16 protein-coding genes are annotated in these 13,834 nt (G+C 60.9%); 4 read left to right on the forward strand and 12 right to left on the reverse strand.

Annotated features, from left to right (window positions below; genetic code table 11):
• Positions 1–12: 12 nt before the first annotated feature.
• The 7 genes from BM254_RS07960 to BM254_RS07990 all read right to left on the reverse strand — a co-directional run bounded on the left by BM254_RS07960 (position 13) and on the right by BM254_RS07990 (position 7,032).
• Positions 13–1,743, reverse strand: coding sequence for an alkaline phosphatase D family protein (locus tag BM254_RS07960; RefSeq protein WP_092001374.1), 1,731 nt, complete (start codon positions 1,741–1,743; stop codon positions 13–15).
• A 280-nt stretch (positions 1,744–2,023) separates the two neighbouring features.
• Positions 2,024–3,277, reverse strand: coding sequence for a D-amino acid dehydrogenase (locus tag BM254_RS07965; RefSeq protein ID WP_092001377.1), 1,254 nt, complete (start codon positions 3,275–3,277; stop codon positions 2,024–2,026).
• Positions 3,278–3,412: 135 nt separating this feature from the next.
• Positions 3,413–3,766 carry a translation initiation factor Sui1 gene (locus BM254_RS07970; protein WP_092001380.1) on the reverse strand — a complete coding sequence of 118 codons (354 nt, stop codon included), beginning with the start codon at positions 3,764–3,766 and terminating at the stop codon, positions 3,413–3,415.
• 24 nt (positions 3,767–3,790) lie between these two features.
• The gene (locus BM254_RS07975; RefSeq protein ID WP_175497238.1) at positions 3,791–4,318 is read right to left on the reverse strand and encodes a DUF4136 domain-containing protein; all 528 of its coding nucleotides are present in this window, start codon (positions 4,316–4,318) and stop codon (positions 3,791–3,793) included.
• An 86-nt stretch (positions 4,319–4,404) separates the two neighbouring features.
• Entirely contained in the window at positions 4,405–5,010 is a 606-nt protein-coding gene (locus BM254_RS07980) for a YigZ family protein (RefSeq protein ID WP_092001385.1), read from the reverse strand.
• 13 nt (positions 5,011–5,023) lie between these two features.
• On the reverse strand, positions 5,024–6,337 hold the full coding sequence (locus BM254_RS07985) for a sensor histidine kinase (RefSeq protein ID WP_245777396.1): 1,314 nt from the start codon (positions 6,335–6,337) through the stop codon (positions 5,024–5,026).
• Between the two features lie 8 nt (positions 6,338–6,345).
• Positions 6,346–7,032, reverse strand: a complete 687-nt coding sequence (locus BM254_RS07990) for a response regulator transcription factor (RefSeq protein ID WP_092001392.1) — start codon at positions 7,030–7,032, stop codon at positions 6,346–6,348.
• A gap of 124 nt (positions 7,033–7,156) precedes the next feature.
• Between BM254_RS07990 and BM254_RS07995 the strand changes: the two genes are divergently transcribed.
• Genes BM254_RS07995 through BM254_RS08005 form a run of 3 tightly spaced genes read left to right on the forward strand, consistent with a single transcriptional unit; the run spans position 7,157 to position 9,518 of the window.
• Positions 7,157–7,579, forward strand: coding sequence for a hypothetical protein (locus tag BM254_RS07995; protein ID WP_245777397.1), 423 nt, complete (start codon positions 7,157–7,159; stop codon positions 7,577–7,579).
• A 57-nt stretch (positions 7,580–7,636) separates the two neighbouring features.
• Entirely contained in the window at positions 7,637–8,797 is a 1,161-nt protein-coding gene (locus BM254_RS08000; protein ID WP_092002194.1) for a GNAT family N-acetyltransferase, read from the forward strand.
• A 55-nt stretch (positions 8,798–8,852) separates the two neighbouring features.
• On the forward strand, positions 8,853–9,518 hold the full coding sequence (locus BM254_RS08005; protein ID WP_092001395.1) for a hypothetical protein: 666 nt from the start codon (positions 8,853–8,855) through the stop codon (positions 9,516–9,518).
• 18 nt (positions 9,519–9,536) lie between these two features.
• On the opposite strand, the gene BM254_RS08010 is transcribed toward BM254_RS08005, so the two are convergent.
• The 3 genes from BM254_RS08010 to BM254_RS08020 are packed head-to-tail and all read right to left on the reverse strand — an operon-like array spanning position 9,537 to position 11,709.
• The gene (locus BM254_RS08010) at positions 9,537–10,874 is read right to left on the reverse strand and encodes a nicotinate phosphoribosyltransferase (RefSeq protein WP_175497222.1); all 1,338 of its coding nucleotides are present in this window, start codon (positions 10,872–10,874) and stop codon (positions 9,537–9,539) included.
• Between the two features lie 17 nt (positions 10,875–10,891).
• Entirely contained in the window at positions 10,892–11,440 is a 549-nt protein-coding gene (locus tag BM254_RS08015; protein WP_092001401.1) for an isochorismatase family protein, read from the reverse strand.
• A gap of 53 nt (positions 11,441–11,493) precedes the next feature.
• A complete protein-coding gene (locus BM254_RS08020; protein WP_092001404.1) occupies positions 11,494–11,709 on the reverse strand; it encodes a dodecin in 216 nt (71 codons plus the stop codon).
• 86 nt (positions 11,710–11,795) lie between these two features.
• Between BM254_RS08020 and BM254_RS08025 the strand changes: the two genes are divergently transcribed.
• Positions 11,796–12,632 (forward strand): DUF3750 domain-containing protein, encoded by an 837-nt coding sequence (locus BM254_RS08025; RefSeq protein WP_092001406.1) that lies wholly within the window; start codon positions 11,796–11,798, stop codon positions 12,630–12,632.
• On the opposite strand, the gene BM254_RS08030 is transcribed toward BM254_RS08025, so the two are convergent.
• On the reverse strand, positions 12,561–12,872 hold the full coding sequence (locus tag BM254_RS08030; protein ID WP_092001409.1) for an AzlD family protein: 312 nt from the start codon (positions 12,870–12,872) through the stop codon (positions 12,561–12,563). The genes BM254_RS08025 and BM254_RS08030 overlap by 72 nt on opposite strands.
• Entirely contained in the window at positions 12,869–13,609 is a 741-nt protein-coding gene (locus BM254_RS08035; protein WP_092001413.1) for an AzlC family ABC transporter permease, read from the reverse strand. The genes BM254_RS08030 and BM254_RS08035 overlap by 4 nt, the downstream gene beginning before the upstream one ends.
• Between the last annotated feature and the right edge of the window lie 225 nt (positions 13,610–13,834).

Here is a 13,834-nt window from a genome sequence, read left to right on the forward strand (position 1 = left end):
CGATTGGCCTCCTTAACTCACAACCTGGCGCACTGGCGGATGAAACAGCGCGGTACGAACCGCCCGGGGCTCGGATCTCGGCCGATCCTCGTAGATCCGGCTATTACCGCTGTCGACACCGACAACCTTGGTCATGTCCGGATTGATCATTCCCAGGTTGTCGGCACTTGAAATACTTTGCACATAGAGGAACTCGGCCTGGGTGCGCTCCATGGTCACATCCACGAGAATGAAACCCGGAGACTTTAGTTCGACATACTTCATGTGCGGGTTGGCCAGCTGAACCGCGGCCTCGGCGATTCCGGCTATTTGTTCGGGGAACCCCGGAGAGGTGACTGACGGCGTCACAAACTCTGCCGCCAGGGGCGCGGTAAGGCTGTTCTCCAGCAGGTTGCCGGAGTCCGCGTAGACCTCGTTGGCCCAGGAGGTATGGATATCACCGGTAAAGATCACCGTGTTGCCGATGCGCTCTCCGGCCAGGGTCTGGAGAATGTTCTCCCGGTCCGCCACATACCCGTCCCACTGGTCCATGTTCAGGGACAGCAGCTGACCGTTGAAGGCGGAGGTATCTTCCATGCCCAGAGTACGGGCTGCGTCCAGGGTGCGGACAATGTTCAGCTCGGCAAACATCACCTGCTGACCGATCATCCGCCAGGTGGCGCTGGAATCGGACAGCCCCCGGGTGAGCCAGCTCATCTGCTCTTCGCTCATGATCCGTCGCTGGTCATCAAAACGGCCGGGATCCGCCGGCGATGAAACCTGCATATCCCGTCCCTCGAGACGGGTGTCGAGCATGAACAGATCGATCAGTTTGCCGAACTGGAATTTCCGCCAGACCCGTCCGCGTTCGGTACCGATTTCCCGTATGGGCAGCCATTCGAAATAGGCCTGTACTGCCGCTGCCCGGCGCTCACTCCAGCCACCCTCGGTAGCCTCGTCGTGGTTCTCGGCACCGTCACGGTAACTGTCATTGGCCGACTCGTGGTCATCCCAGATACAGATCATGGGAAACTGCTGATGCACCGCCTGTAGGTTGGCATCGGTCTTGTACTGGGCATGACGCTGACGGTAATCGGACAGCTCGATGATTTCATAGGCAGGCAGCGGATCCCGCCCCGGGAAATCACCGTACTCACCGGGACCGTATTCGTAGATGTAATCACCGAGATGCAGGATGAAATCCAGATCCGCCTGTTCGCTGACCGCCTTATACACGGAGAACAGGCCGTAGGCGTAGTTTGAGCAGGACACCACGGCAAACCGGGCACGCTCCGCCGGCATCGTGGTGTTCGGGAAGGTCCTGGTGCGTCCGACCCCCGATTTCGCGTTGCCCACGGTGAACTGGTAGTAGTACCAGGTATCCGGCCGGAGCCCGGTCACGTCCACCTTGACGCAGAAATCCCGGTCAGGGCCGGTGGAGGTATTGATCTGGCCAACCGGCTCCCGCATGTCCCGGTCCCGGGCAACGGTCACCCGCACCGGCACGTTTTCGACGTCCCGGGCCAAGGCATCGGTGGGCGTGACACGGGTCCAGAGAATGACGCGATCCGGGAGAGGATCTCCCGAGGCAACGCCATGGTTGAAAGCCACCGCCGGGACCCTGACGGAGTCACCGTTCACGACTCCGGAATCGGATTCACCGGCTGAAGGCGAGGAACTTGAGCTACTGCCGCCACAGGCGGTCAGTGCAGTGAAAGACGTAGCAGCGAGCCCTTTGACGACCGCACGACGTTGCCTGTCCATTCTGCTCTCCGTTGTTGTTTGCCTGGGCCGGAACCAGACCGGCCGGATGTTGTGAGGAGGTCACAGATTGGGAGGAGTTTATTGCCAGTTGGTGACAGTTGCCCGGCATTTCGGGCCATAAGGGAGGAGATAGGGTCTAAGTTGGGGTCAGAAGAAAGCCTTCTTCTGACCCCTTTTTAGGCTGAACATCAAGGCAAACTCGGGGTCAGATGAAGGCGTTCATCAGACCCCAGGGGGAACGAGATTGGGGTCAGAAGAAAGCTTTCTTCTGACCCCGTTTTCACATGCCGGCGAAGCTGAAATCCACCTCCGGCCTTCGGCGGGCAATGATATCCGCCAACGCCGCGGCCGAGCCGCAGGAGTGGGTCCAGCCCAGGGTGCCGTGGCCGGTGTTGAGGTAGAGGTTAGCGAAGTGGCTCTTGCCGATGTAGGGAACGTTGGAAGGCGTGGCCGGGCGCAGGCCGGTCCAGAATTCGGCGCGGTCCCAGTCACCCGCCTCCGGCATGACTTCGGCGGTGCGCCGGACGATGGCGCGGCAGCGGGTAAGATTAAGCTTTCGGCTGTAGCCACTGAGCTCAGCGGTGCCGGCAACCCGGAGCCGGTCGCCCAGGCGGGAGTAGACCAGTTTGTATTCGTCATCAGTCAGGCTGACCTTGAACGCCGCTTCCTCGTTCTTTACCGGCACCGTGATGGAATAGCCCTTGGCCGGATAGATATTCAGGGTGATACCCAATTGCCGCGCCAGGATGGCACTGTAGCTTCCCAGGCACAGCACATAGCTGTCGGCGCGCAGGGTTTCGTGGTGGCCATCCCTCAGGGTCTGGACACCGAGAATCCGGTCGCCGGCCTGGTCAAAGCCGAGAATATCGGTGCCATACCGGAACTCGACGCCGGCCTCTTCGCACCGTTTGGCCAGCGCCTGGGTGAATTTGCGCGCGTCTCCGGACTCGTCCTCGGAAGTATAGGTCGCACCGGCAATGCGATCCTTGATCGGCGCCAGCGCAGGCTCCAGCTCCACCGCCCGGTTGGCGTCGATGATCTGACGATCACAGCCCAGATCCTGCATGATGCGGGTAGGCTCAAGAGCGCCATCGAATTCCTCGGGATTGGTGTAGAAGTGGAGAATGCCCTTTTCCAGCTGGTCGTAATCCAGGCCCAGCTCTCTCCGCAACGCCTGGAGTTGGCTGCGGCTGTAGGTACCGAGATTAACCATCTGGCGGATGTTATGGGCCGCCCTGGCGGAGGTGCACTCGGCCAGGAAGGCCAGCGCCCAGCGCCACTGGGCCGGATCAAGCCGAGGCCGGAACAGCAACGGCGCATCGGACTGGAACAGCCATTTCAGAACCTTCAGCGGTGCCGACGGATTGGCCCAGGGTTCGGCATGGGATACTGAAATCTGGCCGCCGTTGGCATAACTGGTTTCCAGGCCGGCGCTACTCTGCCGGTCCACCACCGTAACCTGGTGTCCCTGTTTTTGCAGAAACCAGGCGGTGGTTGTGCCCACCACACCTGCACCCAGAACCAGTATATGCATGCTTGCCTCCGGTCACAGAAATCCCTCAGCCCCCGGCTACGGGAGTGAGGGATTTCGTTGATTGCTCAGAATTCGGGGAAACGCTGTATCACGCACTATTGTAACGTGAGCGAAAAAAGATTGCGTATCAGACGATCAGCCACCGGCTTTCTTGACGGTCCACCCCTTCTGCTGCAGCAGGGGTACCAGAAGGTCACGGTGATCCCCCTGGATCTCCACCACACCATCCTTGATGGTACCGCCGGTGCCGCATTTGGCCTTGAGAACCTTGGCAAAAGCTTTCAGTTCCTTGTCATCGAGGGGAATGCCGGTTATCAGGGTCACCCCTTTGCCTTTACGCCCCTTGGTTTCGCGACTGACCCGGACAACCCCGTCACCCGCCGGTCGCGAGGGCTGGCCGCAGGTACACTGATCGACCGGATTCCGGCATTCCGGGCACATCTTGCCCTGCTCTGTGGAATAGACCAGACCGCCAGACCGATTCTTCATGGTGCCTCCGAGAGATTCCTCCGTTTACTCAAGGCCCGGAGGGTACTTCGAAAACATCTCGGACACCACCTCATCAATCAGCTCGCTGCGGGTTTCCGGCGACTGGCTCTCCCGGAGATAGCGACGGCTGGCGGCGCGCCAGACCACCTGGTCTGTTTCGTTATCCACCAGCTCGATGACCAGCTTGCCTTCCTGGATTTCACGCACGGGGGGCGGAGCCGCCAGCGCCCAGCCGAAATGACCGGTGCCAAAGCCAAATCCCAGGCCAACACCGCTCTGTTCCAGGCGCTCCTCCTCGACAATCTGCCAGCTGACCAGTAAATCGGCCTCGGCTTCGGCCACCTGGCGCATGGCCTTTCGGTTCAGCTCCCGCTCAACCGCCTGGCGCACCCGGTTGCCATCCAGGGAGACGAAGGAGGAATTACCCGCACTCGGTGCAAAGGCCCAGCTGGAATAATTGCCGAAAACCACCGCATCATCGTAATCGGTGACCACATTGGCGGCGCAACCGGCCAGCAGCAGCCCGGTGAACGCTATTGTCAGAAAACGCATCATGATTGGCTCCTTACACAGCTCGTATGGAGTGTGACTGAGTTAAGTATACGCCTGCTACACGCATGCCGATGCCGTTTCGATCCTCAGGTTTCCAGAACGTAATCCAGCTTCTGGGCATTGCAGAACTGCGTAAACGCCTCCAGCTTGTCCATGGGCACAGACAGCCTGGCCAGAACGGAGGTTCCATAATCGATGCCATCGACACTGGCACCATGCACCTCGCACCAATGCCGAAGCGGCTGCTCATCGGCAAAGGACATGGTTACCCGGGCCGGAGTCACCGGCTGCTGGACAACCCGGTCGACCGCCGACAACACGCTCTCCGCCGCCCCGGCATAGGCCCGCACCAGGCCGCCGGCACCGAGCTTGATGCCGCCGAAATAGCGGATCACCATCACCAGTATATCGCCCATATCCTTGTGCTGTATCACGTTCAGGATGGGCTTGCCGGCCGTGCCTGAGGGCTCACCGTCGTCATTCATGGCCGCTTCCGCCGCCGACCCGGGGCGCCCGATCTGGTAAGCCCAGCAGATGTGCCGGGCATCCGGGTGGTCCTTGTGAGCCTGTTCCAGCCACTGATGGACCTCTTCCCGGGAACTCACCGGGGCGACACGGGCTATGAATCGGCTCTTCTTAACTTCGGTCTCCCGCTCAAGATAGCCTGCGGGTACCGGGTAATCTTTGTTCATGCAGAATCCTGTTTCATCCTTTTCCGGGCGTCTGGGCAGGAAGGAGGATCGTGACTTTCAGACCTCCCTCGTCGCTGTTGCCGGCGGAGATGGTACCACCGTGAGCCGCAACGATATCCCGGGCAATGGCCAGCCCCAGGCCCCAGCCCTTGCCACCCCGGGACTTGTCGGCCCGGAAGAACGGTTCAAATAACTGGCCCAGCATTTCCTCCGGTACCCCGGGCCCCTCATCCCGAATTTCCAGAACCAGCTGTTTTGCAGACTTTGTGAGGCTCAAGTGAACCGACTTGCCCCCGGGGGTATGATCCAACGCATTCTGCAGGATGTTGTCCACTGCCCGCTGCAGTAATCCCGCATCACCGAGCATCCGGACATTGGCAACGTCGGGAGCCGCAACCAGTTTGCAGTCCACCTGCCGGTGCCTGGCGTAGTCGGCGGCATCTTCCAGAACGCGGTTTACCAGCGGCAGCGGGTCCACCGGCAACCGGTCAATTTCCTCACCCTGTTCGGTGATCCGGTAAAGGGTCAGGATCTGCCCGGTCATGGCCTCCAGGCGCTCGTTCTGGCGCAGGATGCTGGCCATCAGGGGCGCATCCGCACCGCTTTCACTGGCCAGCTCGATGGCCACCCGCTGGCGTGCCAGCGGCGTGCGCAGGTCGTGGGAGATATCCCGGAGCAGCTGGGTCTGGCGATCCAGCAGGTTGCACAATTGATCGGTCATGGCATTGAAGGCGGTTGCCAGCTGGCCCACCTCATCACGGCGACCGGCAATGTCTGCATTCACCCGGAGCGAGTTCTTGCCCGCCGCAATGGCCTGCGCCGTGGTTTCCATGTGTTTGAGCGGGCGGGACACCAGGCGGGCGATCCACCAGCAGGCCAGCGTTATCAGGACCGCGGCCAGCGCAAACTCTATGAACTTGAAGAACCCCGGATCCAGCCACCCCTCCCCGCTGACCCTGGGCCAGGCCACCAGACGATAGCTTTCGGAAACATCGATCACCGCCGGTTTCTGGGGGTTCCAGCTCGACCGCATCCGTTCCCGGATCGGTTCAGGCAGACGATCATCCTGTTCATCCCGTTCGATCAGGATAAGGTGAAGATCCAGCCGCTCGCCCTGGCTGCGAAGGAAGCGCCAGGCATCGCCCCGGCCCTCGCGCTCCCGGATGTCGATGGCTTCCATGCCCAGGTCCCGAAGGCCCACCTGGCGCTCAATGGCCTGTCGCTCGCGATCCAGCAGGAAGCGGGTGGCCAGGTTACTGGCAACGACGGTGACCGCCATGGCCAGCCAGATGGACAGGAAAATCCGCCAGAACAGCGGAAACGTCATGGGTTTCTTCACACGGGCACCCGATAGCTGTAGCCAAGCCCGCGCACGGTTTCGATCCGTGGTGGGTCGTCATTACCCAGTTTCTTGCGAAGGTTACTGATGTGCATGTCGAGGGTCCGGTCATAGGCCTCAAGCCGACGCCCGAGGGCCCACTGCATGAGATCGGTCTTGCGTACCACACTTCCGGCATGGGCCAGCAGGACCTGAAGCACCTCGTATTCGGTTGCCGTCAGGTCCAGAGGCTCGTCGTTCTGATAGATGCGACGGTGGGCGGGCTCCACCCTCAGGTCGCCATATTTCCGGTTGTCGTTGACCTCCGCCTTCTGGTCCCAGGCGATGCGCCGGAGCAGGGCCTGCAGTCGGGCCACCAGTTCCCTCGGGTTGCAGGGCTTGGGAATGTAATCATCCGCGCCGACCTCGAAGCCGACAATGCGATCGGTCTCATCCCCCCGGGCAGTGAGCAACACCACTGGAAGGTGGGTCTGGGCGCGCAGCTCCCGCAACACATCCAGCCCGCTGATATCCGGCAGCATGATATCCAGTACCACGATGTCACAATCCTGGCCGAGGGCCAGGGCAAGACCGTCGCGGCCATTGGCGGCCTCACGCACGGTAAAGCCCTGATTGGCCAGGTAGCGGGCGAGAAGCTCTCTCAGCTCCTGATCGTCTTCAACCAGCAAAACCCTGTTCTGCATTCCTGTACCTCCCACTGAACTGCAAGAAGTCTAACACGGCCTCCGGAATGCGCTGATTTGGCGGAAATTCCTTTGCATAACCTTTACAGAGCCCTGACACCGGTTGACGCGAGGGGGCCTTACCATGGCAATCACTGAACGACTGGCCGATACCCGGCTGAAACGAAGAGGATCCAACATGAAAAAATCCAGAGTATCCCTGATTGCCGCCAGCGCCCTGGCAACGGCCCTTCTGGCCTCCAGCCCCCAGGCTTTTGCCGGTAACCACGGCAAGGACTACAACGGCAAGGGCGATATGACCGAACTGTGCGAGCAGTTCCGTGAGGGCAAGGGAAAATTCAGCCCCGAGAACCGGAAGGCCCGGATGGAAGAGCGCCGCGCCGAGGCCGACAAGCGCCACGCGGCCATGGCTGACCGGCTCGAACTGACCGGGGAGCAGCGAAAGGTCTGGGACGAGATCCGTCAGGAGCGTCGTGAGAAACACGAACAGCGTGCCGCCAGGTGGCAGGAGAAAATGGCAGAGCGCTGCGCCGCCAAACAGGAGTGATCAGTCGGCGGGTTCTGGCGTATGGTATCGGGTACGCATCAACAATGTATCCGAACCATGGCCGAATCCGCACCGCTGACCCTGCAGACCTGCACAAGCATCACCGACATTCCTCAGGAAGACTGGGAACGCCTGGCAGGTCGCACCAATCCGTTCCTGCGTTATGAATTCTTCCAGAGCCTGGAAGAATCCGGATGCACCACCGCAGAAACCGGCTGGCAACCGTGCCACCTGGTATTCCGGCGAGGCAGCGTCATCGTTGGCGTTGCCCCCGGCTACCTCAAAAGCCATTCCATGGGTGAGTATGTGTTTGACTGGGCCTGGGCGGATGCCTATCAGCGTTATGGCCAGGACTACTACCCCAAGCTACTGATTGCCGTCCCGTTTACCCCTTCCCGGGGGCCTCGCCTGTTGCTCGAGGACAGTCTCAGGGTCAACCTGTCGGGCGGCACCATGGCGGAGTTACTGGACGGTCTTATCGGTCAACTCGGAGCCCATTCCTGGCACCTGCTGTTTCCCGATGAGCGGGATCAGGCGTTGCTCAGCCACCCGGACCAGCTGCACCGGATCGGCTGCCAGTTTCACTGGCACAACCGGGACTATTCGGAGTTTGACGACTTCCTGGCCGAACTCACCTCCCGCAAACGCAAATCCATCCGCAAGGAACGGCGCCAGGTGGCCGAACAAGGCATCCGCTTCGAACGATTTTCAGGAACCGGTATTCCCGACCACGTGCTGTCCGCCTTCTATGTGTTCTACCAGGCCACCTACCTCAAACGAGGCCAGCGCCCGTACCTGAACAAAACCTTCTTCACCCTGCTGCGCGAGCGCCTGCCGGAACATCTGCACATCATCATGGCGGTGCGGGATGGCCAGATGATCGCCGGTGCGCTGTTCCTCAGTGGCGCGGACACCCTGTACGGCCGCTACTGGGGCTGCCTGGAGGAGTACAACCACCTGCATTTCGAAACCTGCTACTACCAGGGCATAGAACTGGCCATAGAACTCGGGCTCAGGCGTTTTGACGCCGGTGCCCAGGGCGAGCACAAGCTGGTCAGAGGGTTCGAACCAACCCTCACCCACTCCTGGCACGGTATCGCCCATCCCGGTTTTCGGGAGGCCATCCAGGAATTTACCGAAGACGAAGCTGCGCAGGTACAGGCCTATTACCGGGAAGCACTCACTCTCCTCCCCTATCGCCAACAAGAGTCGGATTAACTTCTATACTGGTGTGAACTAAATCAACTTTCGGGTCTGAACGGGATGCACTGCCATGATTCGTGAGCTCCTGCCTGACATTCTCCTTTCGCAAAGCAGCCTGATGATTATCGCCCTGGCCGCCCTGGTAATCGCGGTTATCGCGGTATTCCAGGCGGGCCGGATCCGGAATGCCTACCAGGAAAGGGTGGAACTGCTGGAAGAGAAAACCTCAACCCTCTGGCGGGAAGTGGATGAAATGAGAGTGACCGGGTTCGACAGCGAGCCACCGGTACTGACAGAAAGCCCCGAAGGACAGAACAGCGACGCGCGCTACCGCACCGAAAAAGCGGCCTATGACCGACTCTGGCCACAGATCTGGCACCTGTATGACCGCGTTGGCGCCTTCCTGCGGGCCGTGGAAGCCGGAGACCCGCCAGGCGAGCTGCGGCTTGATGCCCGCAATGCCGCCCTGGATGCCCGGGCGCGGCTCAACAACAACCGCCCTTTCTGCTGCGATACCGCCGAGCACCTGATCACCCAGCTGATTGATGTGGAAATCAAGGCCCACCTGACCGCGTGCCAATATCTGGATGACCTGAAAGACGCCGGAGGCCATCCCTCTGACCATGACCGCCGGGTGATGAGGGATAAGTGCAGTGCCCTGCACGACCACGAGGCGCGGGAATTGATGACCCAGCTGGTCCAGGTCATCCGCAAACGAACCCTGAATAACGGCTAACCGTCAGGGGCCTGAAACCTAGACTGAAACCCGGGCGAGTGTCTCGGCCTGGAGCGTCTTGAGCTCCTCGCTGATGGTCACTCTGAGCGGTTCTGCCCGCTCGATTCCGAGCAGGCGTTCCGGAAGGGCTTTCAACCGGGCATCCGCTTGCCGGACCTGTTCGTCGAGGGGCGGAACCGCGCCTGCCACTGTCCGGCCATTTTCCATCACCACCTCCAGAAGCGGCTTGCCGTCGTGCTGTTCATGACTCAGGGCCACAATGTCTCCGCTGACCCGACCACTGCTGTCGAACTGTCGGAATACCTGTTTGGCACCGGGGTAGGACACCTTGCCCGACGAGCTTTTCATCTTAGGTTCCCCGGCGTACTGCGTGAGTTTGTAGGCCAGTTCCAGGGATGGGGCATCCACGGCGACGCCGATGGAGGTGCCGACGCCGAAGGCATCAATGGGGGCGCCCTCTTCCAGTAACCGGGCGATGCCGTACTCATCCAGGCCACCGCTGGCGACGATCTTGATGTCCTGATAGCCGGCGTCATCGAGGATTTTACGGCAGTCCTTCGCTTCGGCGCCCAGGTCTCCGGAGTCCAGGCGAATCGCTCCGACACGGGCATCAGGATCGCTTTTGAGCCATTCCACAATACGCCGGACCGCCCGCCGGCTGTCGTAGGTATCCACCAGCAATGTTGTGCCCGGGTAGAGCGTGGCGTAGACCTGGAAGGCCTCAAGCTCCCGTGGATAGGCCTGTACGAAGCTGTGGGCCATGGTGCCGGTCACTTCCAGGCCGAAATCCAGGCCTGCCAGGACATTGCTGGTGGCTGACAGCCCTGCCAGGCGATAGGCGCGGGCACTCCGGTGCCCGGCATCGACACCATGCATCCGGCGCAACCCGAAGTCCGCCACCGAGCGGCCCCGGGCTGCCAGCGCCACCCGCACCGCCTTGGAGGCCAGCACGGACTCCAGGTGTACATAGTTCATCACCAGGCTTTCCAGCAGCTGCGCCTCGGCGATGGGGGCTTCGATTTCAAGCAGCGGTTCCTGGGGGAACACCGGTGTGCCCTCCGGCATTGCACGCACGGTGCCACTGAAACGGAAGCCTCTCAGCCATTCCAGAAATCCCTCCTGGAACCGGTTCAGTTGTCTTAGCCGGGAGATGTGATCATCGGTGAACCGGAGGTTTTCCAGCACCTCGCAGATATTGCGCTGGCCACAGGCGAGTACAAAATTGCGGTGCTCGGGCATGTCGCGGAAAAACAGACTGAACACGGCCCGTTCCTGCATGCCTTCGGACCAGTAGGCCTGGGCCATGGCCAGTTCGTAAAGATCAACCAGCAGGGGCAGATCCTGTTCCCGAATCAATGAATGGCCTCCTGGTATCATGAAATGGTCGCGCCGGCAGCCCGCAGTTCGTCCAGCACCTCCGGCGCCTTCTGTTGATCCACGGCCCTGCAGCCGTCGCTCACCAGCTCCACCTGAAAGCCGTGTTTCAGCGCATCCAGCACCGTTGCCCGGACGCACACATCCAGGGCCAGGCCGGCGATGCGTAGCGTGGTTATATCGTGGCGCCTGAGGAAGCTCTCCAGCTGGGTTCCGTCAAATGCGGAATAGGCATCGGTATCAAATCCCGTGCCCTTGCTGACCCGAACGGCAGTGTCCGGCAGCGCCATGTCCGGATGGAAGGCCGCGCCCCGGGTATCCTGGATGCAGTGCGGCGGCCAGGGACCGCCACGGTCCTGGAAACTGCAGTGATCCACCGTGTGCCAGTCCCGGCTGGCGATGATCAGCAGGCGGCCCTGTTCCGCCTCCGAGATCATCCGGTTCACCACCGGGAGGATGTTACTGGCGCCCTCTACGGCCAGTGACCCGCCTTCACAGAAGTCATTCTGGATATCCACCAACAACAGAGCTGTGTTTTCAGTGGTCATATCACTCACCTCCTGCCACGCTCACCAGAGTGTGTGGGCGATTCAGAAGAGGATCAGCTCCCGGCAATCCGGAAGCCGATCTTCAGCGCCACCTGGTAATGGCCAACCTTGCCGTCCACGATGTGGCCGCGGGTTTCAGTTACCTCGAACCACTCCATGTTGCGGACACTCTTGCCACACTCGGCCAGGGCATTCTCGATCGCATCCTCGATGCTTTTCTTCGAGGAGCCGACTATTTCCACTTTTTTGTAGACATGGTGATCGGACATTGGCTATCTCCCAGTACATAAACGTTGTACTTTGAGATTAGAAGACAAGCCCGAGGCCAGCAAATGACGGCCGGAGAATGACCCGTATGAGAAGACTGAAACACAGTGCCGCCTGGATTTTCGCCAGCCTGCTCACCTTGCTGGCAGGACCGGCCCTCATGGCCGCCAGCGGTTCGCTCCAGGGCGCGGAAAGCTGGCAGACCGCCAGCCGGGACAGCACCGGGATTGCCCCGAAGCCCGAGCAGCACGAAGGGGCTATCGTCCAGGTCTACGGTGCCCGTGCCTGGAGCTGGCGTGGGTATTTTGCCGTGCACACCTGGATCGCCACCAAGGAAGCCGGTGCCAGTCAGTACCGGGTTCATGAAGTTACCGGCTGGCGTCGGTACGTAGTGAACTCGCGCCCGTCCATACCCGACCGCCGGTGGTACGGGGCGGAGCCGGAACTCTATGCCGATATCCGTGGCGATAAGGCCGCCGAGCTGATTCCACAGATTTACCGGGCCGTCGAGGACTATCCCTACCCTATGGAATATGGCGCCTGGCCCGGGCCGAACAGCAATACCTTCACGGCCTGGGTGATCCGGCAGGTACCGGGGCTGGATGTCGCCCTGCCCAACCATGCCATTGGCAAGGATTACCTGGGCAACGGTGTCGTGGCGGAGGTCCCTGGCGGGACCGGCTACCAGTTGTCCCTGGGCGGCTACTTCGGCGTGCTGGCCGGTGTTCGCGAGGGACTGGAACTGAACGTACTCGGCCTGTCCCTGGGCATTAACCCCCTGGCCCTCGGCATCAAGCTGCCGGGGATCGGCGAGCTGGCCCTGAGGAACCCGAATCCCATGGCGGCTGAAGACTCAGAACAGGTAGCGGACCAGCGCAGCGGAAGCGATGCCGGCAGCGATGGCGGGCAGGGGCTTCTGGAGTAACAGCATGGTGACGGCGGTCACCGAGAGCGCAGCGATCGCCCCGGCATCGCCGCTGAACGCCATGGGCACGATGATCGCAATGAGCACCGAGCTTGCCATGGTGTTGATGAAGCTCTCGATGCGAGGGCTGATACGCACGAAGGACATGGCAAAAACGCCACCAAAGCGGGTCACCAGGGTGACGACCGTCATGATGGCAATCAGCAACACCACGCCCATTTCCGTTGTGGTAATCGTCATGACTGATCCGCCTCCTGTGACGCCTGCGCGGTGGGTTTCTTTTCAAGCCAGAAGTATCCAATCAGGCCACCAGCCAGGGCTCCGGTCACCACGTGAGTGTTCGGAGGCAGCCATTTCCAGGCCGCCAGTGACGCCACTGCAGCCACGCCCCAGGACACCAGTACCCGGGGCGACTTCTTGCCCCCCAACGCCATGGACAGCAGAAAGCAGCCGAGCACCATATCCAGCCCCAGGTTCTTGGGGTTCTGCAACAGCCCACCGAAATAGACACCCAACCAGGTACCGAAAATCCACGCCAGCCAGAGCACCAGCCCCCCACCAAGGATGACCTCCAGGTTGCGCCGGCCGTTCTGGTATTCCTGGGCCGAGACCGCCCAGTTAGCGTCGGTCAGCAATAGCAGCAGGCCATAGCGTTTGCCGGGCGGCAGGTCTTTGAGCATCGGGTAGAGCGATGCCCCCATCAGGAGGTGACGGGAGTTGATGGCGAAGACAACGGCAATCAGGGGCAGAACCGGCACTTCCGCGCCCCACAATTCGAGCGCAGCAAACTGGGAGGCGCCGGCGAACACCGTCGTGCTCATCAGGATTGCTTCGAGCGGGGCCAGGCCCGACTGGACGGCCGCCAGGCCGAAGGCAGTACCGAACGCCACCACGAACAACGAGATGGGGAAAAGGCGAACGAACTCAGCGCGCACCTTGCTGGACTGGAGCTGATAAGGATATGAATGGTTAGGCATCGAAGAAAGCTAAGCCGGAAACCTGATTATTCGTATAGTTAGAAACCACAACCCCTCCTTAAAATTTTCCGGTGCTCAAACAGTTGAATGAGAAACTCACCTAACCTGCCAGACCGGCTCGAACCTGCCACCAAATTAAACGTTGACGTTAACGTAAATCAAGGCTAGCTTGTTTTCTGTCCAGCCTCACAAGGGCACGCCCGACACAATCCAGCGGGCATGGGC

It is taken from the genome of Marinobacter pelagius, from assembly GCF_900114925.1.
Taxonomy (GTDB): domain Bacteria; phylum Pseudomonadota; class Gammaproteobacteria; order Pseudomonadales; family Oleiphilaceae; genus Marinobacter; species Marinobacter pelagius.